24 protein-coding genes are annotated in these 23995 nt (G+C 60.8%); 18 read left to right on the top strand and 6 right to left on the bottom strand.

The features are described 5' to 3' along the window. Positions 1-119 precede the first annotated feature (119 nt). From greA to J8G26_RS13550, 3 genes are read left to right on the top strand one after another with little or no spacing between them, the layout of a single operon-like run. Positions 120-596 carry a transcription elongation factor GreA gene (greA, locus tag J8G26_RS13560; RefSeq protein WP_087744835.1) on the top strand — a complete coding sequence of 159 codons (477 nt, stop codon included), beginning with the start codon at positions 120-122 and terminating at the stop codon, positions 594-596. A gap of 13 nt (positions 597-609) precedes the next feature. Further along, complete coding sequence (locus tag J8G26_RS13555) at positions 610-1026, top strand: DUF4149 domain-containing protein (RefSeq protein ID WP_087744839.1); 417 nt, start codon at positions 610-612, stop codon at positions 1024-1026. A gap of 31 nt (positions 1027-1057) precedes the next feature. Continuing rightward, positions 1058-1957, top strand: coding sequence for a Kdo hydroxylase family protein (locus J8G26_RS13550; protein WP_087748216.1), 900 nt, complete (start codon positions 1058-1060; stop codon positions 1955-1957). Positions 1958-2024: 67 nt separating this feature from the next. Here the strand turns inward: J8G26_RS13550 and J8G26_RS13545 are convergent, their stop codons facing one another. Both J8G26_RS13545 and J8G26_RS13540 read right to left on the bottom strand, forming a co-directional pair. Next, the gene (locus tag J8G26_RS13545; RefSeq protein ID WP_232476497.1) at positions 2025-2747 is read right to left on the bottom strand and encodes a glycosyltransferase; all 723 of its coding nucleotides are present in this window, start codon (positions 2745-2747) and stop codon (positions 2025-2027) included. Positions 2748-2796: 49 nt separating this feature from the next. Next, positions 2797-3273, bottom strand: coding sequence for a YhbY family RNA-binding protein (locus J8G26_RS13540; protein WP_087744844.1), 477 nt, complete (start codon positions 3271-3273; stop codon positions 2797-2799). A gap of 31 nt (positions 3274-3304) precedes the next feature. On the opposite strand from J8G26_RS13540, the gene J8G26_RS13535 reads away from it, so the two are divergent. The 9 genes from J8G26_RS13535 (at position 3305) to sixA (ending at position 14475) form a co-directional block, all read left to right on the top strand. Then, positions 3305-3967 (top strand): RlmE family RNA methyltransferase, encoded by a 663-nt coding sequence (locus J8G26_RS13535; RefSeq protein WP_087744848.1) that lies wholly within the window; start codon positions 3305-3307, stop codon positions 3965-3967. Between the two features lie 168 nt (positions 3968-4135). Then, positions 4136-6055 carry an ATP-dependent zinc metalloprotease FtsH gene (ftsH, locus tag J8G26_RS13530; RefSeq protein ID WP_086912816.1) on the top strand — a complete coding sequence of 640 codons (1920 nt, stop codon included), beginning with the start codon at positions 4136-4138 and terminating at the stop codon, positions 6053-6055. 76 nt (positions 6056-6131) lie between these two features. Continuing rightward, the gene (gene folP / locus J8G26_RS13525; protein WP_210569521.1) at positions 6132-6974 is read left to right on the top strand and encodes a dihydropteroate synthase; all 843 of its coding nucleotides are present in this window, start codon (positions 6132-6134) and stop codon (positions 6972-6974) included. Between the two features lie 135 nt (positions 6975-7109). Next, entirely contained in the window at positions 7110-8444 is a 1335-nt protein-coding gene (gene glmM, locus J8G26_RS13520; protein WP_210569519.1) for a phosphoglucosamine mutase, read from the top strand. A gap of 546 nt (positions 8445-8990) precedes the next feature. Next, positions 8991-9830 (top strand): GNAT family N-acyltransferase, encoded by an 840-nt coding sequence (locus tag J8G26_RS13515; protein WP_210569517.1) that lies wholly within the window; start codon positions 8991-8993, stop codon positions 9828-9830. Beyond that, a complete protein-coding gene (locus J8G26_RS13510; RefSeq protein ID WP_210569515.1) occupies positions 9830-10699 on the top strand; it encodes a UDP-2,3-diacylglucosamine diphosphatase in 870 nt (289 codons plus the stop codon). Before J8G26_RS13515 ends, J8G26_RS13510 begins: the two co-directional genes overlap by 1 nt. After that, positions 10696-11757, top strand: coding sequence for a glycosyltransferase family 1 protein (locus J8G26_RS13505; RefSeq protein ID WP_210569513.1), 1062 nt, complete (start codon positions 10696-10698; stop codon positions 11755-11757). The genes J8G26_RS13510 and J8G26_RS13505 overlap by 4 nt, the downstream gene beginning before the upstream one ends. Before the next feature lie 148 nt (positions 11758-11905). Continuing rightward, positions 11906-14014: a polyphosphate kinase 1 gene (gene ppk1, locus J8G26_RS13500; protein ID WP_210569570.1), complete on the top strand. Its 2109-nt coding sequence runs from the start codon at positions 11906-11908 to the stop codon at positions 14012-14014. Beyond that, positions 14011-14475, top strand: coding sequence for a phosphohistidine phosphatase SixA (gene sixA / locus J8G26_RS13495; protein ID WP_210569511.1), 465 nt, complete (start codon positions 14011-14013; stop codon positions 14473-14475). Before ppk1 ends, sixA begins: the two co-directional genes overlap by 4 nt. A 48-nt stretch (positions 14476-14523) precedes the next feature. On the opposite strand, the gene J8G26_RS19395 is transcribed toward sixA, so the two are convergent. The 4 genes from J8G26_RS19395 to J8G26_RS13475 all read right to left on the bottom strand — a co-directional run bounded on the left by J8G26_RS19395 (position 14524) and on the right by J8G26_RS13475 (position 18369). After that, entirely contained in the window at positions 14524-14946 is a 423-nt protein-coding gene (locus J8G26_RS19395; protein ID WP_349238323.1) for a hypothetical protein, read from the bottom strand. A gap of 163 nt (positions 14947-15109) precedes the next feature. Further along, positions 15110-16591 (bottom strand): Ppx/GppA phosphatase family protein, encoded by a 1482-nt coding sequence (locus tag J8G26_RS13485; protein WP_210569509.1) that lies wholly within the window; start codon positions 16589-16591, stop codon positions 15110-15112. A 71-nt stretch (positions 16592-16662) separates the two neighbouring features. After that, positions 16663-17757: an ABC transporter substrate-binding protein gene (locus tag J8G26_RS13480; RefSeq protein ID WP_246881397.1), complete on the bottom strand. Its 1095-nt coding sequence runs from the start codon at positions 17755-17757 to the stop codon at positions 16663-16665. Between the two features lie 117 nt (positions 17758-17874). After that, positions 17875-18369 (bottom strand): fasciclin domain-containing protein, encoded by a 495-nt coding sequence (locus J8G26_RS13475; RefSeq protein WP_210569505.1) that lies wholly within the window; start codon positions 18367-18369, stop codon positions 17875-17877. A gap of 209 nt (positions 18370-18578) precedes the next feature. Between J8G26_RS13475 and pstS the strand changes: the two genes are divergently transcribed. The 6 genes from pstS to phoB all read left to right on the top strand — a co-directional run bounded on the left by pstS (position 18579) and on the right by phoB (position 23825). Continuing rightward, positions 18579-19619, top strand: coding sequence for a phosphate ABC transporter substrate-binding protein PstS (gene pstS / locus J8G26_RS13470; protein WP_210569504.1), 1041 nt, complete (start codon positions 18579-18581; stop codon positions 19617-19619). Between the two features lie 72 nt (positions 19620-19691). Beyond that, a complete protein-coding gene (pstC, locus tag J8G26_RS13465; RefSeq protein WP_210569565.1) occupies positions 19692-20705 on the top strand; it encodes a phosphate ABC transporter permease PstC in 1014 nt (337 codons plus the stop codon). Beyond that, complete coding sequence (gene pstA / locus J8G26_RS13460) at positions 20702-21583, top strand: phosphate ABC transporter permease PstA (RefSeq protein WP_210569502.1); 882 nt, start codon at positions 20702-20704, stop codon at positions 21581-21583. Before pstC ends, pstA begins: the two co-directional genes overlap by 4 nt. A 15-nt stretch (positions 21584-21598) precedes the next feature. Beyond that, the gene (gene pstB / locus J8G26_RS13455) at positions 21599-22384 is read left to right on the top strand and encodes a phosphate ABC transporter ATP-binding protein PstB (RefSeq protein ID WP_210569500.1); all 786 of its coding nucleotides are present in this window, start codon (positions 21599-21601) and stop codon (positions 22382-22384) included. A 13-nt stretch (positions 22385-22397) separates the two neighbouring features. Further along, complete coding sequence (phoU, locus tag J8G26_RS13450; protein ID WP_087744882.1) at positions 22398-23102, top strand: phosphate signaling complex protein PhoU; 705 nt, start codon at positions 22398-22400, stop codon at positions 23100-23102. Positions 23103-23117: 15 nt separating this feature from the next. After that, the gene (gene phoB / locus J8G26_RS13445; RefSeq protein WP_087744884.1) at positions 23118-23825 is read left to right on the top strand and encodes a phosphate regulon transcriptional regulator PhoB; all 708 of its coding nucleotides are present in this window, start codon (positions 23118-23120) and stop codon (positions 23823-23825) included. Positions 23826-23995 lie beyond the last annotated feature (170 nt).

Genomic DNA, 23995 nt, shown 5'->3' with positions numbered 1-23995 from the left:
GGTTTCCTTTTGTAGGGTCGCCAATGGCATTGGCATGGAAATTCCATGGCAACCTGTGGTGACTGACCGGTGGGGCGGCGTCGTACCCCCACCGTTTTGATTGATGGAGTTTCAACACCATGGCCACCATTCCCATTACCAAGCGCGGCGCTGAAATGCTCAAGGCGGAGTTGCATCGCCTCAAGACCATAGAACGGCCTGCTGTGATCACGGCGATTGCCGAGGCGCGCGCGCAGGGTGATCTGAGCGAAAACGCCGACTACGACGCAGCCAAGGACCGCCAGGGGTTCATCGAGGGCCGCATCCAGGAAATCGAAGGCAAGCTCTCGGTGGCGCAGGTCATTGATCCGAGTGGCGTGGACGGCGGCGGTAAGGTGGTCTTTGGGGCCACGGTCGAGCTCGAAGACGAAGAGTCTGGCGACACGGTGAAATACCAGATCGTGGGCGAGGACGAGGCCGATCTGAAGCACGGCCTGATCAATATCTCCAGCCCGATTGCCCGCGCCTTGATTGGCAAGGAAGAGGGCGACACGGCGGAAGTGCAGGCACCGGGCGGTGTGCGCCGCTACGAAGTCGTGGCGGTCCGCTATTTGTGATGGGGCTGTGACGATGAAACGCCTGCCTGTCTGGCTGTCCGCGCTGTGGTGGGGGAGCCTGACGACCATCGGCTTCGTGGTGGTTCCCCTGCTGTTCGCTCATTTGCCAACCCCGGCTCTGGCAGGCAACATGGCGGCACGCTTGTTCACGGCGCAGACCTGGATCGGTCTGTGCTGCGGCCTGCTGCTGCTGATGTACTCGCGCTCGCGCTGGGTGGATGAGCGGCTGGATTGGTCGGCCTCTCTCATGGCACTGGTGATAGCAGCCATGCTGTGTGCTCTGCTGGCCGAGTTTGTCGTGGCGCCCCGGATCGTGGCGCGTGACAATTTGCGTTGGTGGCACGCGGTGGGTACCGGGCTTTACGGGCTGCAGTGGCTGCTGGCCGCAAGCCTGTTGTGGAAATTTTCTCGCGTGCACCCGTCGGCCTAGGCCGGGTGTCTGCATGTTGTGGGGGTACACCGTGGAATCTCAGATAGTCTCGATCGATGCGTCGGATTGGCGCAGTGTTCAAGGGCGTCCCGAGTGGGTTGCTGCCCTGGAAGCCGGCAAGGTTCTTTTCTTTCCGCATTTGAAGTTCGCGCTGCAACCCGGTGAGTCATCGCTGCTGCGCCCCGATATCCGTGACGAGAGGTCGCGAAACATTAGCCTGGATGCCACCGGTCGCCTCAAGGGGGCTGCCGGAGATGCGCCAACGCAAGCGCTGCTGACCCAGGCGATTGCGCGTTTTCGGGAGGACGCCAACGCCTTGATCGCTGGTCTGCTACCCGGATACCTGCCGCACCTGCGCATGGCGCCTACCAGTTACCGCCCCGCCAAAGTAGAGACGCGCGCCCAATCCTGGCGCGCGGATGACCGGCGTTTGCATGTTGACGCCTTTCCGTCGCGGCCCAATTATGGTGAGCGGATCCTTCGGGTCTTCACCAACCTCAACCCCGAGGGCCAGCCGCGTGTCTGGCGGGTCGGTGAGCCGTTCGAGCAGGTGGCCCGCACCTTTTTGCCGCGCGCCAAGGCCTATTCGCGCTGGCAGGCCAAGGCGTTGCACCTGCTGCATGTGACCAAGTCCTTGCGCAGCGAATACGATCATCTGATGCTGCAACTGCACGACGGCATGAAGGGCGATCTGCAATACCAATCTCGGTGTGAGCAGGAACCCGTGGAGTTTCCCGCTGGCTCAAGCTGGGTGTGCTTCTCGGATCAGGCCTCGCACGCGGTGATGTCGGGTCAGTACATGATGGAGCAGACGCTGCACCTGGCGCCCGGTCAGGAATACGACCCTGCGTCCAGTCCCCTGTCCATCCTGACGCGGATCGTGGGGCGGCCGTTGCAGGGCGTTTCTTACGGCGCTGCGCAGCAACTCTAGGCCTGCGCCTGGTTCCGACGGGCCCTCCATCCTGGGATGTGGGCCTGTCGCCTGTCGGTGCGCGGCTTTATTCGCGCCAATGCTGCCCGATCCAGCGGGCCGGGCGAATGTAACGAAAGCGTCGATTGCGCAGCCCGGCCAATGCGTCGGGCGGATTGCATTCACCGTGGAAGATCACGATGCGCGCACCGTCCGGAATGCCGGGTTCGGTCCAGTAATTGGTGGGCCAGGCGGGAATGCCGTGGTACTTGAAGCTCGGGCACCAGTCTGCTGGCCAGTAGCTCAGTTTGCCCTGGCGGTGCAAAAAGTCGGAGAGGAAAGCCTGCTCGTTGCGGAACTGGCGTTGCACCTCGTCCATGTGGGAGCGAAAGTGCGCAAGCACATCGGCATGCGCGCCCAGTTCAAACCGGTACACCGAGGAGTTGCCCGTGATGCGCTGGCCAAAGCGCCACATTCTGGGGTAGTCATGAATGATCAGGAACTCGCCCGGTTGCTCAAAAAAAGCATCCAGGCTGCCCACGACCACCACATCCAGGTCCAGAAACAGTGCCGTGCCGCGCAGGCCGTGCAGATCGACCTCGAACGTGGTCAGTTTCTTCCAGGCGCCATCGCGCTGCCCGGGGGCCAGCTGAAGGTTGAGCGGGGGAATGGGCTGGCATTCCACCTCGGGGCGGATGCCATCGCTGCGGTCGGTCAGGCAGATGAAGCGAAAGTCGCCACGCAGGTGGCGCCGCACCATCGCGTAGAGACGGTTGACATATTCGGGGCCATATTTCGTGCCCCACTTCATGCAGAGGATGTGGCGTTGAGGCGCCGATGCCGGGGTGCTTTGCATCGTGTCAGTTGGACTGGCTTTTCTTGATCGACTTCAGCTTGGGCTTTTTCGCGCGCTTGATCTGCCCGCCGGGCGTGAGGCGCTGGTTGCCCAGCACGCGCAGCTGCTTGATTTCAGGCCGCTGGCCGCCGCGCTTGCTGTATTTGAGCACCTTGACATCGCGCGGGCCGGGCATGCGGTCTTCGTCCGGTGTGCGTTCCTTGACGGGCTGGGGGCGCCAGAGCACCAGCAGTTTGCCGATGTGCTGGATGGGCGCGGCGTTCAGGTCTGCGGCGAGCTGCTGGTACATCAGTTCGCGGGCGGTGCGGTCGTCGTTGAAGATGCGCACCTTGATCAGCCCGTGGGCGTTCAGGGCGGCATCAATTTCTTTTTGCACGGCGGGGGTCAGGCCATCTCCACCCACGAGGACCACGGGGTCGAGGTGGTGGGCATTGGCGCGGTGTTCCCGGCGCTCTGCGGGAGTCAGTTGAATTTGGGACATGGCCGTATTATCGAGGCAGGATGAAAAATCAATGAAAGTTAAAACCCAAAGCAAGAAGGTCAACAAGGCCTGGTTGAACGACCATGTCAATGACACCTACGTCAAACTGGCCCACAAAGAGGGCTACCGGGCGCGCGCGGCCTACAAACTCAAGGAAATCGACGAGCAGCTGGGGCTGATCAAGCCGGGCCATACGGTGGTGGATCTGGGTTCCACCCCCGGCGCCTGGAGCCAGTATGTGCGCCGGCGCCTGTCGCCCACGGGCGCGGCGGCCGGGCAGCTCAATGGCTGCATCATTGCGCTGGACATCTTGCCGATGGAGCCGATCGAGGGCGTGACCTTCCTGCTGGGCGATTTCCGGGAGCCCGAGGTGTTGCAGCAACTGGAAGATGCGTTGCAGGGCCGGGCGGTGGATGTGGTGGTGTCCGACATGGCGCCGAACCTGTCGGGCATCGAGTCGGCCGATACGGCGCGCATTGCGCATCTGGTGGAACTGGCCGTGGACTTTGCCTGCCAGCACCTCAAGCCCGAGGGCGCGCTGGTGGTCAAGCTGTTCCATGGCAGCGGCTATGGCGAGCTGGTGGCACTGTTCAAGAGCCGCTTCAAAACCGTGAAACCGCTCAAGCCCAAGGCATCGCGCGACAAGTCCTCCGAAACTTTTCTGGTGGGCATGGGTCTCAAGAAAACTGCCTGAAAGGCATGGCTTTGGGCCATGATCTGCACAATCTGGCGCAAAAGTCCGTGCTGATCCCATGGCTGGGAGGGGGAATAAGCCGCCCCCCAAGGCTTGAAACACCTAAAATGGTCCACACATAAGCCATGACGGCTTTGTGACCGTTTTTTCCCGCGACTGGAGTCCCGCTTGAACAATCAGTGGTTTTCAAAAATTGCCGTGTGGCTCGTCATCGCCATGGTGCTGTTCACTGTGTTCAAACAGTTCGACACCCGCACCGGCGCCAGTGCTGGCCATGTTGGCTATTCGGAGTTCCTGGAGGAAGTCCGAAGCAATCGCATCAAGAGCGCCACCATCCAGGAAGGCCAGGGCGGTACCGAGATCGTTGCGGTCACCAACGATGACCGCAAGATCCGCACCACCGCCACCTACCTCGACCGTGGGCTCGTGGGCGATCTGATCAACAACAACGTCAAGTTCGACGTCAAGCCCCGCGAAGAAGGCTCTTTGCTCATGACCCTGCTGGTCAGCTGGGGTCCCATGCTGCTGTTGATTGGCGTGTGGGTGTATTTCATGCGCCAGATGCAGGGTGGCGGCAAGGGTGGCGCCTTCAGCTTCGGCAAGAGCAAGGCGCGCATGTTGGATGAAAACACCAACCAGGTCACTTTCGCCGATGTGGCTGGCTGCGATGAAGCCAAGGAAGAAGTCAAGGAAGTCGTGGATTTCCTGAAAGACCCGCAGAAGTTTCAGAAGCTCGGCGGCCGCATTCCGCGCGGCCTGCTGCTGGTCGGCCCTCCTGGCACCGGCAAGACCTTGCTGGCCAAGTCGATCGCGGGCGAAGCCAAGGTGCCGTTCTTCAGCATTTCGGGTTCCGACTTTGTGGAAATGTTCGTTGGCGTGGGCGCGGCCCGCGTGCGCGACATGTTCGACAACGCCAAGAAGAACGCCCCCTGCATCATCTTCATCGACGAAATCGACGCCGTGGGCCGCCAGCGTGGCGCAGGCCTGGGCGGTGGCAACGACGAGCGTGAACAAACCCTCAACCAGATGCTGGTCGAGATGGATGGCTTCGAGACCAACCTGGGTGTGATCGTGGTGGCTGCCACCAACCGCCCCGACATTCTGGACGCCGCCCTGCTGCGCCCTGGCCGCTTTGACCGCCAGGTTTATGTGACGCTGCCCGACATCCGTGGCCGCGAGCAGATCCTGAACGTGCACATGCGCAAGATCCCGATCGGTCAGGACGTGGCCCCCGGCATCATCGCCCGTGGCACGCCCGGCATGAGCGGTGCCGATCTGGCCAACCTGTGCAATGAAGCCGCCCTGATGGCTGCCCGCCGCAACGCGCGCACCGTGGAGATGCAGGACTTCGAGAAGGCCAAGGACAAGATCCTGATGGGGCCCGAGCGCAAGAGCATGGTCATGCCCGAGGAAGAGCGCCGCAACACGGCCTACCACGAGTCGGGCCACGCCCTGATCGGCAAGCTGCTGCCAAAGTGCGACCCGGTGCACAAGGTCACCATCATTCCCCGCGGTCGTGCCCTGGGCGTGACGATGAGCCTGCCCGCGCAGGACCGCTACAGCTACGACCGTGAATACATGCTCAACCAGATCAGCATGCTGTTTGGTGGCCGCATCGCCGAAGAAGTGTTCATGAACCAGATGACCACCGGTGCCAGCAACGACTTTGAGCGCGCCACGCACATTGCCCGCGACATGGTTACGCGCTATGGCATGACCGATGCCCTGGGCCCCATGGTCTATGCCGAGAACGAAGGCGAAGTGTTCCTGGGGCGGTCCGTCACCAAGACCACCACCATGAGCGAGCAGACCATGGAAAAGGTGGACATGGAAGTGCGCCGCATTATTGACGAGCAGTACAACCTGGCACGGCGCCTGATCGAAGAAAACAGCGACAAGATGCACGCCATGGCCAAGGCATTGCTGGAATGGGAAACCATCGACACCGACCAACTCGACGACATCATGGCCGGCAAGGCACCGCGCCCGCCCAAAGACTGGACGCCGCGCACGCCGCCGTCCTCGGGCGATGGCCCCAGCGGTGGCTCGCCGGCCGTAGCCACGGAGCCTGCCCCGACCGTCGCCTGACGCCGGCGCGCGTTCACCACCAAAACGGGGCTGCAGCCCCGTTTTCGTTTTTCCCCCTTTTTTTTCCTGGAGGCCCATGCTCTGGCAAACCACCCGCTTCACCATCGACCTGGCACGACCGCAGGTCATGGGCATTGTCAACGTGACGCCGGACTCTTTCTCCGATGGGGGGCGACACGGCTCGACCGCAGGTGCGCTGCGCCACTGCGAGCAGCTTCTGAAAGACGGTGCTGACATTCTCGACATCGGCGGCGAATCCACCCGCCCCGGCAGCCCGGCCGTGGGCCTGGAAGAGGAGCTGGCCCGCGTGCTGCCCCTGGTGCGCGGTGCTGTGGGCCTGGGCGTGCCGATTTCCGTGGATACCTACAAGCCCGAGGTCATGCAGGCCGTGCTCGACCTGGGGGCCGACATCGTCAACGATATATGGGCCTTGCGTCAGCCCGGTGCGGTGCAGGTGGTGGAGCGGCACCCGCGCTGCGGTGTGTGCCTGATGCACATGCACGGCGACCCGCAGACCATGCAGGTAGCGCCCATGGCGGGCGATGTATTGCCGCAAGTGCTATCGTTTCTAGAGCTATCAGCGCAATCCCTGCAAGCGCTAGGGGTCGAAAAGGCTCGAATTGTTTTGGACCCGGGCATTGGCTTTGGCAAAACCGTGGCGCAGAACTTTGCCCTGCTGGCGCGCCAGCGCGAACTGCTGGCGCTGGGCTATCCCGTGTTGGCAGGCTGGTCGCGCAAGTCATCGCTGGGCGCCGTCACGGGGCTGGATGTGGAGCAGCGGCTGCAGCCCAGTGTGGCCGCTGCCCTGCTTGCCGTGGAGCGAGGTGCGCGCATTGTGCGCGTGCATGACGTCCGTGAAACGGTACAGGCCCTCGCGGTCTGGCGCGCCATGGAGTCGGGTCGGGCGGGGGCTGCATAGCCTTTGTTCGAGCGCCCGTGGCGCCAGCAACGGCATCGCGGGGCTTTCTGTTGCTGTTGCAGGTCCCGCAAGGCAGCCGCTGTGGCGTGCGCTAGACTCGAATCCGCACAACACAACAGCGAAAAGCCGATTTTCATGACTCAGAAATACTTTGGTACCGACGGCATTCGCGGCACCGTCGGACATGCACCCATCACCCCTGACTTTGTGTTGCGCCTGGCGCATGCTGTCGGTCGCGTACTGAAGCAGACCGAAGAGCGTCCCACGGTGCTGATCGGCAAGGACACGCGTATTTCGGGCTACATGCTGGAAAGCGCGCTGGAGTCGGGCTTTAACTCGGCAGGTGTGGATGTGGTGCTGCTGGGCCCGTTGCCCACACCCGGCGTGGCTTACCTGACACGGGCGCAGCGCGCCAGCCTGGGGGTGGTCATCAGTGCCAGCCACAACGCGTATCCGGACAATGGCATCAAATTCTTCAGCGCACAGGGCACCAAGCTGCCAGATGCCTGGGAGCTGGCGGTTGAAGCGGCGCTGGATGAGCCCCCGACGTGGGCTGATTCCGCCACGCTGGGCAAGGCCCGCCGACTCGACGATGCAGCGGGCCGCTACATCGAGTTTTGCAAGAGCACGGTCCCTCACGCACTGTCTTTGCGCGGTGTCAAGATCGTTGTGGATGCAGCCCATGGCGCTGCATACCAGGTTGCGCCCAAGGTGTTCCATGAACTCGGCGCCGAGGTGCTGGCCATTGGGTGTGCACCCGACGGTCTCAATATCAACCATGAGGTCGGCGCCACGCATCCCGACGCACTGGTCAGGGCGGTGCGCGCCAACCATGCCGACTATGGCATTGCGCTGGATGGCGATGCCGACCGCCTGCAGATGGTGGATGCCTCAGGGCGCCTCTACAACGGTGACGAGTTGCTGTACCTCATGGCGGCCGACCGCATGGGACGCGATGAACATGTGCCTGGCGTTGTGGGGACCCTGATGACCAATATGGCGGTCGAGGTCGCACTGCAGGCACGCGGCGTGAAGCTGGTGCGGGCACGCGTGGGCGACCGCTACGTGTTGGAGGAACTGGCGCGCCACCACTGGGTGCTGGGGGGCGAGGGTTCGGGGCATTTGCTGGCGCTGGACCGCCACACGACGGGTGACGGGATCGTCAGTGCCTTGCAGGTGCTGCAGGCGTGCGTGCGCAGTGGACAAACCATGGCACAACTGCTGGCAGACGTTGTGCTCTACCCGCAGGTGCTGCTCAATGTCCGCCTCCCGCCGGGGCAGGACTGGAAATCCAACAAGCTGCTGACACAAACGACCCGAGCCGTTGAACAGGAGCTCGGTTCCACAGGGCGCGTCCTGATCCGTGCCAGCGGCACGGAGCCTTTGCTGCGGGTGACGGTGGAGGCGCGGGATGCGCAAATGGCCAGTGCCTGCGCACAGCGGTTGGCCGATGCGGCGCGCGCAGGCTGAGCCTTTGCTGCTCGGGATGGCGGGAAAGCCTGGAGGCGATTTCTCGGAGGGAAGTAGTCGCCTCTGGAGGCGAGATCATGAACATCTCGCGTTTGTCCTTCATCGCAGGTAGATGTAGATCGTCTGAAAGGCGCGCGACGCGTCGCTGTGCACTGCTGCGTCATCTAAGGATGGCCTGCATAACTCCCTGCGGTCTGTGATAGCGCGGCCTTGGGCGGTCCACTGCGGTGCTTTTCTTGCCAATAGCCGAGCCATTGGCCGCAAAAAGACGCCTTGTGGCCCATCCCGATCCGCACTACCACCGACTCGCGAGGGTTATGCAGGCCATCCCTGAGCGGCGAAAGACCTACTGGACTTCCACGCGGCCTTGTCGGCAAAAAGAATGAGGCGCAGCTCTTGATCACTCGTGCAGTGCGTCATGAATTCGACATGACAGAGACATGGCACTGTCACGGGAGGCTTCCACACTGCCTGGGAAGGAAGCGATGCCTGTCAACGGGTAGCGATTTCCGGAGAAAGCACCTTCCCGCCGCTAGGAGTCGTCCCATGAATGAGTTGTCCAATCTGCCGCTGTTATCCGCTTCACTCCCTGCCCGGGCGCATGGGCGCACAGAAGGCGAGGGCAGCGGCGTTGCACCGTTGGCACAGATGCAGGTGCAGGGCAATGTTCAAGTGGGTTGGGCGCGCCATCTTGATGAAGTGCGTCAGGCACAGCGGTTGCGATTCGATGTCTTTGCAGCCGAGATGGGTGCGCGACTGTCAACGACCATACCCGGCCATGATGTCGATCTGTTTGACGACTATTGTGAGCATCTCCTGGTGCGTGATGTACCAAGTCAACAAGTGATCGGCACCTATCGGGTGCTCACCCCAGCGCAAGCCAAGCGGGTAGGGGGCACCTACAGCGATAACGAATTTGATCTGACCCGGTTGCGCAGTTTGCGGCCCCGTATGGTCGAGCTGGGCCGCAGTTGCGTGCATCCGGATCACCGCCATGGGGGGGTCATCCTGGCGCTGTGGGGGGCTCTGGCAGATTTCATGGTCCGCAATCAGCTCGACACCATGATTGGCTGCGCCAGCATTCCGATGCTGCACAACGGCGTGGTGAGTGGCGATGCCGCGGCCAGCATTTGGGAGCAATTGCGCCAGACCCATATGGCGCCCATTGATTTTCATGTACGACCCCGATTGCCATTGCCGGTAGAGCAGCTCGACGGATCCTTGTTGATCGAGCCGCCCGCCCTGATCAAGGGCTACTTGCGCCTAGGTGCTCGGGTTCTGGGGGCGCCGGCCTGGGATCCGGATTTCAATACCGCCGATCTCCCGATGCTGATGCGCATTGCAGACCTGCCCTCCCGCTACCGCAAGCACTTTCTGGGGGCCTGATGCGTGCGGCGTTCGACGCCTTGGGGCCCTGGGGTAATGCCCCGGGGGCGGCGGATATCGCCAGTAATGCAGGTGATTTGCATGTGTCCGAGCCGTATCGTTGTCGGGCAGTGTTCATTTCCGATCTGCACCTCGGAACACCGGGCTGCCAGGCTGCGGCACTGCTGGATTTCTTGAAGCACCACCCTTGCGAAACACTTTACCTCGTGGGGGATATCGTGGACGGGTGGCAGCTGCGTCGCAGATGGTTCTGGCCACAAGCGCATAACGATGTCGTGCAAAAATTGTTGCGCAGCGCCCGCAAGGGGTGCCGCGTGGTGTTTGTGCCGGGTAACCACGACGAATTCGCCCGTGGGTTCGTGGGGCATTCGTTTGGCGGCATCGAGGTGGTTGAAGAAGCGGTGCACCTGACGGCCGATGGTCGACAGCTTTGGGTGACCCATGGTGATTACTTTGATGGTGTCATCCAGTGTGCCAAGTGGCTGGCCTATCTGGGGGATAACCTTTACGAGTTCACTCTCAAGCTTAATAGGTACCTCAATTCCTTGCGTGCACGTATGGGCTTGCCGTATTGGTCCTTGTCTGCTTACCTCAAAGGCAAAGTCAAAAAGGCCCTCAACTACGTGACGGATTTCGAGGTGGCCGTTGCGGCGGAGGCACGCCGGCGTGGTCACCAGGGCGTGGTCTGCGGACATATCCATCGCGCCGAAATGCGGGAGATCGACGGCATTTTGTATTGCAACGATGGTGACTGGGTTGAGAGCCGTACTGCGTTGGTCGAGCATCTGGATGGTCGATTGGAACTGTTGCAATGGCCTGTCCGGCGCGAGGCCCCGTCTGCGGCCCCTGTTTCGGAAGTGACAGCATGAAGATTGCGCTGGTGACGGATGCATGGCATCCGCAGGTGAATGGGGTGGTGACGACACTCGTAGAGTTGGTGCAGCAACTGCAGGAGCTGGGGCATGAAGTTCATGTCATTCATCCTGGTCAATTTCGAACCCGCCCTTGTCCGGGTTATGCGGGCATCGATCTTGCCATGCGCCCGGCAGTTCCCTTGGGCCGTGCCATGGACGCCATCCAGCCGGATGCTATCCATCTCGCCACGGAGGGACCCCTTGGCTGGGCCGCCCGCGGCTACTGTCTGCGCCACAAGCTGGCTTTCACCACGGCATTTCACACGAAATTTCCTGAAATACTGAACGCCGCATTGCGCATCCCGCTGGCATGGGGTTATGCGTTGTTCCGGCACTTTCACAGTCCATCCTCTGGAATCATGGTGCCTACGCATGGTGTCCTTCAGATGCTGGAGCGCCGTGGATTTCGCAATTTGCGCCAGTGGACCCATGGTGTGGATACACAGGCGTTCCCGTTCCAGGGGCAGGCTTTGCCCAGCCGTTTGCTTGGTGCACTGGCGCATCCGGTGAGCCTGTATGTGGGGCGAATTTCGTACGAAAAGAACATTGAGTCCTTTCTGCAGATAAAGATGCCCGGCACCAAGATTGTGTGTGGTGTGGGCCCGCTGGAGCAGCGGTTGAAGGAGCGTTACCCGGAGGTGCGCTGGATGGGGCTGCTGGATCGGCAATCCCTTGCGGAACTGTATGCCGCTGCGAATGTGTTTGTGTTTCCCAGCCGATCGGAGACCTTTGGGCTGGTCATGCTGGAGGCCATGTCCTGCGGAACCCCGGTTGCGGCGTATCCCGTGGATGGCCCTCTGGAGGTCCTCGGGGCGGCTGAGCCGCAGGGTGCCAGGGGTGGTGTTTTGCACGCCGATCTGCCCTCGGCATGCCAGGCAGCGTTGGCTGTGCCACGCCACGAAGCCCGCCGCCGCGCGCTGGACTTCACTTGGAACAAAGCGACAAAAGTCTTTGTTCAGCATCTCGTGCCCGTCCGGTCGGGCGATCTGGCACGTCTGGTGCCAGTCATATAATTTGCTACGGTTTTTGTCATTTTTTTAATCGAGGCGGTCTTGTTCAGGCTGTAATTGCGCGCCCATGTCTCCACAGTCCCATGAAGCTGCCGTAGCCCCTCAGCAAGCCAACCTGCCTGTCGTGGTGGCCAATGCCAGCGCAGCAGCAATGCCAGACAGTCAGCCCACAGCGCAGACAGGTGCACCATCTGACGTAGAGCTCCTGGACAGGGACCACAGCATTCTGGCGTTCAATGAGCGTGTCTTTGACTGGGCTGTCCGGACCGATGTGCCACTGCTTGAGCGCTTGCGTTATCTCTGCATCGTCTCTTCCAACCTGGACGAGTTCTTTGAGGTGAGGGCTGCTCCGCACATTACCGCTGCCAAAAACGGTGAGACCAAGGGCCTTTACACCGAAGCATCCTTCGAAGCCCTGTCCGCCCAGGCGCATGATCTTGTAGAGCGGCAATACGCGCTGTACAACGACTCGCTGGTGCCGGCTTTTGCGGCACACGGTATTCGCATTGTTGCGCATGGTGATCGGTCGGAGGTGCAAAAGCGCTGGGTTCATGACTATTTCATGCGCGAGGTGCGACCGCTGCTCATTCCCGTGGGGCTGGATCCTGCCCATCCATTTCCGCAGGTTGCCAACAAATCGTTGAATTTCATCGTGCGGCTCAAGGGCCGAGATGCGTTTGGCCGAGAAAACGAAATTGCCATCGTCAAGGTTCCTCGCGCCTTGCCGCGACTGGTCCGCATGCCGGCCAAGGTTGCGCCCAAGGAGGCTTTGTTCGTCAGCCTCTCCAGCATCGTGCGGGCGCATCTGCACGACCTTTTTCCTGGGCGGGAGGTCACCGAGTTTTCGCAGTTTCGCGTAACCCGCCACTCCGATCTTGCACTGGACGAAGAAGATGTCCGCAACCTGAGAACAGCCCTGCGCCAGGGCCTGCAGCACCGCCACTATGGCCAGGCCGTGCGGCTGGAGGTGTCTTCCGGTTGTTCTGCGTTTCTTTCGGATTTTTTGCTGGAGCAGTTTGAATTGCCAGGCGCGGCCCTCTATCGTGTCAGTGGGCCTGTGAATCTGGTGCGCCTGACGCAGTTGGTGGATCTGGTCAACGACCCCGCGCTGCTGTTTCCAACCTGGCGTTCCGTCTGGCCACGGCAGATGCAGCCCGGTGTTTCCATACTGGAGCAGTTGCGCCACGGCGACATTGTGATGCACCAGCCGTTCGAGAGTTTTGACGGTTTGTTGGCCTTTCTGCGTGAAGCGGTCAATGACCCTCAGGTTCTGGTGATCAAGCAGACCATTTACCGCACCGGTTCAGACTCTGAACTCATGGATCTATTGACCGAGGCTGTGCGCCGCGGCAAAGAGGTCATGGCCGTGGTGGAGCTCAAGGCGCGCTTTGATGAGGAAGCCAACATCAACTGGGCCGAGGCGCTTGAATCCATCGGTGCCCAGGTGGTTTACGGCGTGGTGGGGCTCAAGACACATGCCAAGATGCTGCTGGTTACCCGGCGCGAGGGGCGTCAGCTTCGTCGCTATGGGCATTTGTCCACGGGCAACTACAACATGCGCACGGCGCGCCTGTACACCGATCTGAGCTATCTCACTGCGGATGAGGAAACCACCGCAGACATGGACGGGGTGTTCAACCATCTGGCCAGCCAGAACCGCCCCCCCAGATTGCGCAGGTTGCTGCTGGCGCCATTTCACCTGCAACGCCGCATGGTGGAAAAAATTGAACAGGTGGGTCTGGCCGCCAGTCGCGGAGAAAATGCGCGCATTGTTGCCAAGATGAATGCCCTCACGGACGAAGCATTGATCCGTGCGCTGATACTTGCAGGGCAGCAGGGGGCTCGGATTGATCTCATTGTGCGGGGCGCCTGCATGTTGCCGGCCCAGTTGCCCGGTGTCACCGACAACATCCGGGTGCGTTCGGTGATCGGCCGATTCCTGGAGCACACGCGGGTGTTCTATTTCCGTTCAGGCGGCCAGGAGGACTTGTACCTGTCCAGCGCCGACTGGATGAACCGCAACATGATGCGTCGGGTGGAACTCGCCTGGCCTGTCACAGACCCCGTTTTGCGTCAGCAGATCGTGGATGAGTGCCTGGTGGCTTATCTTTACGACGATAAGGACGCGTGGACGCTCAAGGCGGATGGAACCTATGAGCACGCGCGCAACCCCGTCACCGGCAAGGGCGCCCAGAATGCGCTGATGGTGCGCTACAGCACCGTAGCGCCCGCAGCGCGACCCGATCAGGGAACGGCATGATGGATCTCATCCTCTGGCGTCATGCGGAAGCCGAGGAGGCGGCTGATGGCATGGACGATACGGCCCGTCCGCTCACCCCACGGGGTGAAAAACAGGCGGCACGCATGGCCGCATGGCTGGACAGGCAACTGCCAGAAGGGTTGCGGGTGCTTGCCAGTCCGGCTCGGCGAACGGAGCAGACAGCCAAAGCATTGGGCCGCAAGTTCAAGATGCGTGCCGAACTGCTGCCGGGCGGCACCGTGGAGGATTTGCTGGAACTGGCCCAATGGCCGCGCGCCCGTGGGGCCGTGCTGATCGTTGGCCACCAGCCTGTGCTTGGCCAGACGATAGCGCAGCTGATGGGATTGCAGGCGTCTGAATGCGCCGTGCGCAAAGGCGCCGTCTGGTGGCTTCGCCAGCGCCAGCGGCTGGACCATTGCCAGACCGTGCTCATGACGGTGCAGTCCCCCGAATTCCTCTGACCCGCCGCAATCACAGGGCCATTTCGGCCCTGATTGGCGACCTCCAGATTACTTGCGCGTGGCCTTGGCAGCAGTCTTGGTTGCAGGGACTTCTGCCTTGGTGGGGCGCCCCGTCTTGATGGACGGAACTGCCTGCAGGGCGGTGCGCAGAGCGGCATCCGAGAGTCCTGCCAGCACCTTCAGGCCGGCGCGCAGCAACTCGCTTTTCTTGGCAGGTTGGGCGAGCGAGTCAGCGCGCTTCTTGAGCGTCTCGATGACTGAATACTCGTCTTTGGGAATGGTGAAACTGTCGCGAACCAGTTTGGGCTTTTTGCCACGAGCCTCCTTGGCTGGCAGCGCCGGTGCAGGAGCAGCGGGTTTTGCCTTTGCCGTGGTCGTGACTGCGGCACGTTTGACAGGCTTGGCGGGTGCTTTGGCAACCGGCTTGGTTTCGGTTACTGCTGGCTTTTTAACCTTGGAAGCAACTGCCACGGGAGCTGTGCCCGCGGCGACGGTCTTGGCTGCCGGTTGAGCGGGAGCTGGCGTGGGGATCGGAGTCGGGATTGGAGTGGTGCTTGGAGATGGAGTAGACGTGGTCATGTGATAAATGAATAAATAAACGGTATAAACAGTTTATACCGTTTATTGCGGCAAGTCATCCCAGATTGAGTTCCAGTTCCCACGGCGTTTTTTGCCAGGCCACTACCTCTTCGCGCAGCAGGTAGGCCGATTGCGGGTAGGCAGCAGCCCATCCCGCCCGGGTGCTGATCGTGTGGCGCGTGCCCACTGCATGCAAAGACAGGCCCTCTACGTCCGGGTCGCGCCGGGCATGGCAGAGCGCAACCGCCACGCGCAGACTCAGCAACTGCAGGGAAAAGACCGAGTCATTGATCAGTTCAATTTCCAGCTTGCGGACTTTGCCTCGCTGTCCCAGCACCAGGGCGCCGAGCCTGTGCAGTTCGGACACGGCAAACCCTGCGGCATCGGTGTGGTCCAGGATGTAGGCGCCATGGCGGTGGTATTCGCTGTGCGAAATGATGCCGCCAATCTCATGTAGGCGTGCTGCCCATTCGAGCTTGCGTGCGGCACGCTCGCTGTTCAGGGGGGCAGCCTGGGTGAAGAGGGCAGATGCAACACGCGCAACCCGCTCGGCTTGGGCGGTGTCCACCGAGAAGCGCTGCATGAGGCCATTCACCGTGGTGGTTCTTAAGTCGGTCTCGGGCTGCTCGCGGTCAAGCAGGTCGTAGAGAGCGCCCTGACGCAGCGCGCCCTGGGCGACATGCATCTGCCCAATTTCGAGCAGATCGAAAACCGCCCGCAACACACTGATGCCACCGCCAATCACGGCCCGCCGGTCTTCCTTGAGTCCTTCCAGTCGAACGCGGTCTGCATGGTGTGAGCGCAGCAGGCGGTCCTGCAGCCAGTTCAGTCCCTCCGCTGTGATGAGACCCTCGGGGCCGCCTGCAGCAGCGAGGATGTCGCCAACCGCACCAGCGGTGCCTGAAGATCCATAGGCAATATCCCAGGTGTCGGGCCGGAATGTGCCAAGCGCCTCGTCCAGCACTGCCTTGGCAGCGATTTCTGCAGCCATGAATGCCTGCCGCGTGAACTGGCCGTCGGCAAAGTAGCGTGTGGACCAGGCCACGCTGCCTACCCTGAAAGACGCCACGGTGTGGGGCCTGAATTGCTGCCCAAGGATGAATTCGGTAGAGCGACCACCAATGTCCACCACCAGCCGGCGTTCGTCCGACTGAGGCAGTAGGCGCGCAACCCCCTGGTAGATCAGCCGGGCTTCTTCAGGGCCTGAAACCACATCGATGGGATAGCCCAGAATTTCACCACCGCGCGTCAGAAATTCGTCCCGGTTGCGGGCCTCGCGAAGGGTCTGGGTTGCCACGGCACGCACCTGGGCGCGCTCAAAGCCCGCCAAGCGTTCACCAAAGCGCGCCAGACAATCCCAGCCGCGCTGCATGGCTTCGCGCGTCAGATTGAATTCGTCGTCAAGGCCATTGCCTAGGCGCACGGTTTCCTTGAGATATTCCATCCGCTGGATGTGGCCGTGCTCGAAGCGGCCAATTTCAAGGCGAAAGCTGTTAGATCCCAGATCTACAGCTGCGAGCAATGTTCCGTTGTGCATGTTTCTGCGCGTGATGCGCTCGATCTCCAATATGGAAGCATAGCACCCGCAGTACCGTGTCCAGGTGGGGGTCAGCCGATGATGCGACCGTCCTGGGTTAGCATGCTTTGCGTCACATAAGCGTTGGACCGCTTTTTCCCCTGGTAGGCAACCACATAACCGCCGACATTCACGTTGGCACGCCGTTGCAATGCCGTGAGCACACTGGCGCGCGTGATCGGGCCTGAAATGCCGCCAAGTATCTCGGCGGTGTAGCGCGCTGCAATGAACCCGGCCAGACCCTGCGGCGAGGGGGCTTCGTCAAACAATCGGACCAGCGCATCACGGTAAGCGCGCACCACGGGCAGGCTGGACGTGACCAGCGGCACCGCCTGGGTGGCAATGATGGACGTGCCCTTGGGCGTACCACCCATCTGGGCGAGCACCTGCAGATTCACGTCGGCCAGCGCCACGACAAAACATTGTCGACCTGGCGGGGCCACCAGCTTGCTGGCAAATGCATGCAGCTCCGGTGTTCCCCCTACAAACAAAATAATGGTCTGGGTTGGATTGGTGAGCTGCGTCGCGGCGGGTCCCTGTGTGCCCGGAAGCGGCAGTATCTGGGCTTGCAGGCCCAGGCTTTTTGCTACCTGAAGGACATAGGCTTGCGATTGCTGCTGAATCTGCGCGGTAGCGAAGACCACGCCAATCTGCTTCACCCCTAACGAGGCATGTGTTTTGATGGCATGCGCTATCTGGATCTGGTGGTCCGGGAATACTTCGAAAACTGTCTCGGCCTCGCTGTCGGTTACCGCGTTGTGCAACCAAGGGGCCACCATTGCCAGGGGCGACGCAGACCGCGCCGCAGACTGCAGGGCCACCAGTCCGGCGGCAGCGCCATTGCCCACGCAGCCAGACAGCGCCACGCACCCGGATTGCCCGTGGACTGCTTGCCATGCGGCCTTCAGGCCTGCGGGCGTGCCATCGGTTTCGATGGTGACATGTTGCACCGTGCGGCCACGCACCCCGCCGCGCTTGTTCAGGTCCTGCCAGGCAGTTCTGGACCCGACCAGAAAGTCGCGGCTGATGTCTTGCTGTCCAAAAGTCAAGTCAACCACCTGGGCCACCACCAGCGGGCGGTCCCCGTCGGAATTGCGAGGGGTACTGGCTGGCAGTGGCTGGGCCATGACTTCGCCTGCCATCGCGGCACTTGCAGCAGCGGTCCAGCGAATCCAGTGGCGGCGATTCAGCGAAACCGCTGGGCAATGGGGAAGATGCATGGCTATTTAATGCGCTGAGAAGGGTTATTTTTTCTTGGGCGGCATCATCACGGTGTCCACCATGTGGATAACACCATTGCTGGCGGCGATGTCCGCTTGCTCTACCATGGCTTCCTCCACGGTCACGAAGGTGCCGGCGCGTGCCAACGCAATGTCGGCGCCCTGCAGGGTCTTGACCTTGCCTGGCTTCACGTCTTTGGATGCCACGCGCGATGGCACGATGTGATAGCTGATCACAGACTTGAGCAGCGCCTTGTCTGCCTTGAGTGCGTCCATGGTCTTCGCAGGCACCGCCTTGAAGGCTGCGTCAGAGGGAGCAAACACGGTGTAAGGGCCTGCCGCCTTGAGTGTTTCCGTCATGCCGGCTTCTGCGACCAGGGCGTTGAAGGTCTTCAGCGACGCCGTCTTGGCGACCGTATCCGCCAAGGTCTGGGGTGCAGAGGCGTTGGTGGCGCAGGCGCCCAGGGTGCTCACTGCCACCAGGGCGAGTGCAGATTGAAGTGCATAACGGCGAAACATGAAATTCTCCTGGAAGTAAATGGCCGACGCATGTCGGTAGTAGCAGACTACGGAGCGGTCGTGACATGGATGTGACAATTTGATTTAGCCTCTGCTTGGGTAAGTTGGGGGAATGGGCGTGTGACAATTGTGGATAAAAGTCACGGCACTGTCATATTTGAAACCTACAGTCGCGACATCCCAACTCCTTCAACCCTAAAGGTATCTTCATGAAAATGTCCGTGATTCGAGTTTTGGTGGCTGGTGTGGCTTCGGTTGGAGCGTTTTCTGGCGCCATGGCACAGCAAGAGGTTACGGGCGCCGGCGCCACGTTTCCGGCGCCGCTGTATTCCAAGTGGGCTTCTGATTACAACAAGGCCACTGGTGTGAAGGTCAACTACCAGTCGGTGGGCTCGGGTGCTGGTCTGCGCCAGATCGATGCCAAGACCGTGGCGTTTGGTGCCTCCGACATGCCTCTGAAGGGCGAGGACCTTGAAAAGAAGGGCTTGGTGCAGTTTCCTACCGTCATTGGTGGTGTGGTGCCAGTGGTCAATATTAAGGGTATCGCCCCGGGCCAGATCAAGCTGACCGGCCAGGTGCTGGGTGATATCTATCTGGGCAAGATCACCAACTGGAGCGATCCGGCCATCAAGGCGCTGAATCCTTCGGTGCCACTGCCGGATGCCGCCATTGCGCCAGTGCGTCGCGCTGACGGTTCAGGCACCACCTTTGTGTTTACCAATTACCTCAGCAAGGTCAATCCTGAATGGAAAACCAAGGTAGGTGAGGGTACGGCTGTGAACTGGCCCGTGGGTGCCGGTGGCAAGGGCAACGAAGGCGTGGCCGCCTTTGTGGGTCGCCTGCCCAACTCCATTGGTTATGTCGAGTACGCCTATGTCAAGCAAAACAAGATGACGTACACGCTGATGCAAAACGCGGCGGGCAAGTTTGCGACCCCGGACGATGTTGGTTTCAAGGCTGCGGCTGCTGGCGCTGTCTGGCCCAAAAACTTCTACCTGATTTTGACGAACCAGCCTGGTGATGCCACCTGGCCCATTACCAACCCTACTTTCATCCTGATGCACAAGGTTCAAGAAAAGCCCGCAGATGCCGCCACGGCGCTGAAGTTCTTTGACTGGACTTTCAAGTCGGGTGACAAGACGGCTTCGGACCTGGATTACGTGCCCATGCCTGACATCGTCAAGGCCAACATCCTGAAATCCTGGGCTGACATCAAGGACACTTCCGGTAAGGCTGTGTCGTTCAAGTAATCAATCCCTCGGGCCGGCACCGTGCCGGCCTTTTTGATTTCACTTTTCAAGGCTACCAACGTGTCCACTACGATGCCGGTCCGTCAGAGCCCGCCTTCCGAGGCAGCCTCTGGCACTCAACGGACCACACCTCCACCCAAAAATTCGTTGATATCGGGCATGTTGGCAGACCGAATTTTTGGATGGCTGGCGCGTGGCGCTGCCATCCTTACCCTGCTGTTGCTGTTCGGTATCCTGGCTTCGCTGGTGGTGGGGGCTTGGCCCTCTATTTCCCAGTACGGTCTGGGTTTTCTCACCAGCAGTGTCTGGGACCCCGTTCAAGACGAGTACGGCGGCCTGGTCATGATTTATGGCACGCTGGCCACCTCGTTCATTGCGTTGCTGATTGCTGTGCCCGTGAGCTTTGGCATTGCCTTGTTCCTCACCGAGCTGTCGCCCGCCTGGCTGAAGCGGCCACTGGGAACTGCCATTGAATTGCTGGCAGCCGTGCCATCGATCGTGTATGGCATGTGGGGTTTGATGGTGTTTGGCCCCATTCTTGCTCGTTTTGTGCAGCAACCCCTGCAGGCGCTGTTCGCCGGTGTTCCGTACCTGGGCGCATTTGTCTCGGGCCCCCCTGTAGGCATCGGTATTTTGTCTGCGGGCATCATTCTGGCCATCATGATCATTCCGTTCATCGCGTCCGTGATGCGTGATGTTTTCGACGTTACGCCGGCGCTGCTCAAGGAGTCGGCCTACGGTCTGGGTTCGACGACCTGGGAGGTAATGTGGAAGGTTGTGCTGCCCTATACCAAGACGGGCGTGCTCGGCGGCATCATGCTGGGCCTGGGGCGTGCGCTGGGCGAAACCATGGCGGTGACATTCGTTATCGGCAATATGAATCAGCTCGATTCCCTGTCGATGTTCGAGGCCGCCAACAGCATCACTTCGGCCCTGGCCAATGAGTTTGCGGAAGCCGGCGAAGGTCTTCACCAGGCGTCCCTGATCTATCTGGGGCTGGTGCTTTTCTTTATCACCTTCGTGGTGCTGAGCTTGTCCAAGATTTTGCTGTCACGCCTTCAAAAGAATGAAGGAGCCCGCACATGACCACCTCGCAACGTCTCATCTCGGCAGCGGATGCCGTGCAGGCCCGACAGGCCCGCTACAACAGTCGCAAGCGGGTTAACCAGATCGCCTTGACGCTGTCGCTGGCTGCCATGGTGTTTGGCCTGTTTTGGCTGGTGTGGATCTTGTGGGAGACCGTGCGCCTGGGCGTGGGAGGGCTGAGCCTGACCCTGTTCACAGAAATGACGCCGCCGCCCAATGATGCGGGTGGCATCTCCAACGCCATCTTCGGCTCACTGGTGATGGTGGTACTGGCCACGTTTGTGGGAACTCCCATCGGCATCATGGCCGGGGTTTACCTGGCCGAGTATGACGTGCGTAGCTGGCTGGCATCCACCACGCGCTTCGTGAACGACATTCTGCTGTCGGCGCCCAGCATTGTGATTGGCCTTTTTGTTTATGCCGTCGTGGTGGCGCGCTTCAAGAGCTTTTCGGCCTACGCCGGCATTCTTGCCCTTGCGCTGATTGTGATACCGGTGGTTATCCGCACCACCGAAAACATGCTGATTTTGGTCCCCGCCAGCCTGCGCGAGGCGGCCTATGCCCTGGGCACGCCCAAGTGGCGCGTGATCACCATGATCACCCTGCGGGCGGCGCGGGCTGGTGTGATTACGGGGATTTTGCTGGCGGTGGCGCGTATTGCGGGTGAAACTGCGCCATTGCTGTTCACTGCCCTGAACAATCAGTTCTGGAACTCGGACTTGTCCAAGCCCATGGCCAGCCTGCCCGTCACGATTTTCAAATTTGCCATGAGCCCCTATGAAAACTGGCAGCAACTGGCCTGGGCGGGAGTATTCCTGATCACCGTGGCCGTTCTCGGACTCAACATCCTCGCACGGGTTCTGACCCGGCAGAAATAAGCAAGGAAGACTTTCATGCCCTCCACTCTCAAGAATTCGCCAGCAGGACCGTCCAAGATCACGGTCCGTGACCTGAACTTCTATTACGGCAAGTTTCATGCCCTCAAGGGCATCAATCTGGATATTCCCCAGAACAAGGTGACAGCCTTCATCGGCCCCTCGGGTTGCGGAAAATCCACCCTGTTGCGCACCTTCAACCGCATGTTCGAGCTGTATCCCGAGCAGCGGGCGGAAGGGCAGATCGTGCTCGATGGCGAGAATCTGCTGACGACAAAGCAGGATGTGGCGCTGGTTCGGGCCAAGATCGGCATGGTGTTTCAGAAGCCTACGCCGTTCCCCATGTCCATCTATGACAACGTTGCCTTTGGTGTGAAGCTGTTTGAAAGTCTCAGTGCCACGGATATGGATGACCGCGTGGAGTGGGCCTTGCGCAAGGCAGCGCTGTGGAACGAGGTCAAGGACAAGCTCAACCAGAGTGGTGCAAGCTTGTCGGGTGGGCAGCAGCAGCGTCTGTGCATTGCGCGTGGTATCGCCATCAAGCCCGAGGTGTTGCTGCTCGACGAACCGTGCTCGGCCCTCGACCCGATCTCTACCGCCAAGATCGAAGAACTGATTGCGGAGCTGAAGGAAGATTACACCGTGGTCATCGTCACGCACAACATGCAGCAGGCCGCGCGTTGCAGCGACTACACCGCCTACATGTATTTGGGTGACCTGGTGGAATTCGGGGAAACAGAACAGATGTTCTTCAAGCCCCAGCGCAAGGAAACCGAAGACTACATTACCGGCCGTTTCGGCTGAGGAGACATTTTTGATGGCTGACAAACACCTTTCATCGCAGTTCGACAGCGAACTCAACGGCGTTTCTGCCCGCGTCATGGAGTTGGGCGGCCTGGTGGAATCGCAAATTCGCCAGGCAATTTTCGCCCTGTCTCAGTTCAGCCTTGAAGCGGTTGAACAGGTGGGCTTGATGGAGCAGCGTGTGAATGCCATGGAAGTCGAGATCGACCACGAACTCGCGTCCATCATTGGCCGACGCCAGCCCACGGCCCGCGACCTGCGCCTGCTGTTGTCCATTTCCAAGGCGACTGCCAATCTGGAGCGCATGGGGGATGAAGCCAACAAGATGGCGCGCATGGTGAAGTCGATCATCGAAAGCGGTTCCTCCCGTTCACTGCCGACGAGCGATCTGCGCGTGGCGACCGAGCTGGCATCGGGCATGCTGCGCAAGGCGCTTGATGCCTTTGCGCGCCTGGACGTCAAGGCGGCGGTGGCCATCCTCAAGGAGGATGACCTCATCGACAAGGAGTTCGACGGCTTTGTGCGCAAGCTCATCACCTATATGGTGGAAGACCCCCGCACCATCTCTGCCAGCCTGGACCTGCTGTTCCTGGCCAAGGCTATCGAGCGCATTGGCGATCATTCGAAGAACGTGGCCGAACTCGTTATTTATCTCGTCAAGGGCAAGGACGTGCGGCACACCACGCTTGATGAAATTGAATCCGCTGTGGCGCAGTGACCGATTGGCGTTGACATGAAAAAGCTTCCCCGCGTATTGATTGTGGAGGACGAACCGGCAATTGCCGAGTTGATCGCCGTCAATCTGCGCCACAACGGTTTTCAGCCTATCTGGGCAGAAGATGGCGAGTCGGCTCAGCGTGAGCTGGATGCCGTTTTGCCCGATGTCATCTTGCTGGATTGGATGCTGCCAGGTCAAAGCGGCCTAGTGTTGGCGCGCAAGTGGCGTGCGGACAGCCGAACCAAGCCCATTCCCATCTTGATGCTCACCGCGCGAGGCGACGAGCCTGACAAGGTGGCGGGGCTGGATGCCGGGGCGGACGACTACATCACCAAGCCGTTTTCCACCCAGGAACTGCTGGCACGCATCCGCGCGGTGCTGCGGCGCCGTGCGCCTGAGCAGGTGAGCGACAGCGTGACCATCGGCGACCTGGTGCTGGATGCGGGTACCTACCGGGTGACGTTCCAGGGGCAACCGCTGAAGGTGGGGCCGACCGAGTTCAAGTTGCTGCATTTCTTCATGAAGCATGCAGAGCGCGTGCACAGTCGTTCGCAACTGCTTGACAAGGTATGGGGCGACCATGTGTTCATTGAGGAGCGGACTGTAGACGTGCATGTGAAGAGGTTGCGTGAGGCCCTGGGCATCGCTGGCGTGATGGTCGAAACCGTGCGCGGCGCGGGCTACAGGCTCACGGGGCAGCCGCCTGCGCTGATGCAGGCCTGAGACTGAGAATTTTTTGCTCATGCCCGCTCATCACGCCAAAACGCACCTGCTCGTCGTTGCAAATGCGCGCCATAGTCCAAGCTATGGCTGTGCTTTGCGCCTAGATCGAGTGCGTTTTGGCGCGCGGCTCGGACCCGCGCAAAAAACTCTCTGTCTCTGATTGTTTCAGT

This window comes from Acidovorax sp. JG5, from assembly GCF_017939685.1.
In the GTDB taxonomy this organism is placed as follows: Bacteria; Pseudomonadota; Gammaproteobacteria; order Burkholderiales; family Burkholderiaceae_C; genus Acidovorax.
This window is presented reverse-complemented; position numbering and strand designations above follow the sequence as displayed.

What these genes read in the sequence shown, in the direction of transcription:
- J8G26_RS13510 (WP_210569515.1), top strand. Translation starts at nt 9,830, where the DNA reads ATGCGTGCGGCGTTCGACGCCTTGGGGCCCTGGGGTAATGCCCCGGGG.
- J8G26_RS13515 (WP_210569517.1), top strand. Translation starts at nt 8,991, where the DNA reads ATGAATGAGTTGTCCAATCTGCCGCTGTTATCCGCTTCACTCCCTGCC.
- J8G26_RS13540 (WP_087744844.1), bottom strand. Translation starts at nt 3,273, where the DNA reads ATGTCCCAAATTCAACTGACTCCCGCAGAGCGCCGGGAACACCGCGCC.
- J8G26_RS13485 (WP_210569509.1), bottom strand. Translation starts at nt 16,591, where the DNA reads ATGCACAACGGAACATTGCTCGCAGCTGTAGATCTGGGATCTAACAGC.
- J8G26_RS13555 (WP_087744839.1), top strand. Translation starts at nt 610, where the DNA reads ATGAAACGCCTGCCTGTCTGGCTGTCCGCGCTGTGGTGGGGGAGCCTG.
- glmM (WP_210569519.1), top strand. Translation starts at nt 7,110, where the DNA reads ATGACTCAGAAATACTTTGGTACCGACGGCATTCGCGGCACCGTCGGA.
- pstC (WP_210569565.1), top strand. Translation starts at nt 19,692, where the DNA reads ATGCCGGTCCGTCAGAGCCCGCCTTCCGAGGCAGCCTCTGGCACTCAA.
- phoU (WP_087744882.1), top strand. Translation starts at nt 22,398, where the DNA reads ATGGCTGACAAACACCTTTCATCGCAGTTCGACAGCGAACTCAACGGC.
- sixA (WP_210569511.1), top strand. Translation starts at nt 14,011, where the DNA reads ATGATGGATCTCATCCTCTGGCGTCATGCGGAAGCCGAGGAGGCGGCT.
- folP (WP_210569521.1), top strand. Translation starts at nt 6,132, where the DNA reads ATGCTCTGGCAAACCACCCGCTTCACCATCGACCTGGCACGACCGCAG.
- J8G26_RS13545 (WP_232476497.1), bottom strand. Translation starts at nt 2,747, where the DNA reads ATGAAGTGGGGCACGAAATATGGCCCCGAATATGTCAACCGTCTCTAC.
- J8G26_RS13480 (WP_246881397.1), bottom strand. Translation starts at nt 17,757, where the DNA reads ATGGCCCAGCCACTGCCAGCCAGTACCCCTCGCAATTCCGACGGGGAC.
- pstS (WP_210569504.1), top strand. Translation starts at nt 18,579, where the DNA reads ATGAAAATGTCCGTGATTCGAGTTTTGGTGGCTGGTGTGGCTTCGGTT.
- greA (WP_087744835.1), top strand. Translation starts at nt 120, where the DNA reads ATGGCCACCATTCCCATTACCAAGCGCGGCGCTGAAATGCTCAAGGCG.
- ppk1 (WP_210569570.1), top strand. Translation starts at nt 11,906, where the DNA reads ATGCCAGACAGTCAGCCCACAGCGCAGACAGGTGCACCATCTGACGTA.
- J8G26_RS13535 (WP_087744848.1), top strand. Translation starts at nt 3,305, where the DNA reads ATGAAAGTTAAAACCCAAAGCAAGAAGGTCAACAAGGCCTGGTTGAAC.
- pstB (WP_210569500.1), top strand. Translation starts at nt 21,599, where the DNA reads ATGCCCTCCACTCTCAAGAATTCGCCAGCAGGACCGTCCAAGATCACG.
- phoB (WP_087744884.1), top strand. Translation starts at nt 23,118, where the DNA reads ATGAAAAAGCTTCCCCGCGTATTGATTGTGGAGGACGAACCGGCAATT.
- J8G26_RS13475 (WP_210569505.1), bottom strand. Translation starts at nt 18,369, where the DNA reads ATGTTTCGCCGTTATGCACTTCAATCTGCACTCGCCCTGGTGGCAGTG.
- J8G26_RS13505 (WP_210569513.1), top strand. Translation starts at nt 10,696, where the DNA reads ATGAAGATTGCGCTGGTGACGGATGCATGGCATCCGCAGGTGAATGGG.
- pstA (WP_210569502.1), top strand. Translation starts at nt 20,702, where the DNA reads ATGACCACCTCGCAACGTCTCATCTCGGCAGCGGATGCCGTGCAGGCC.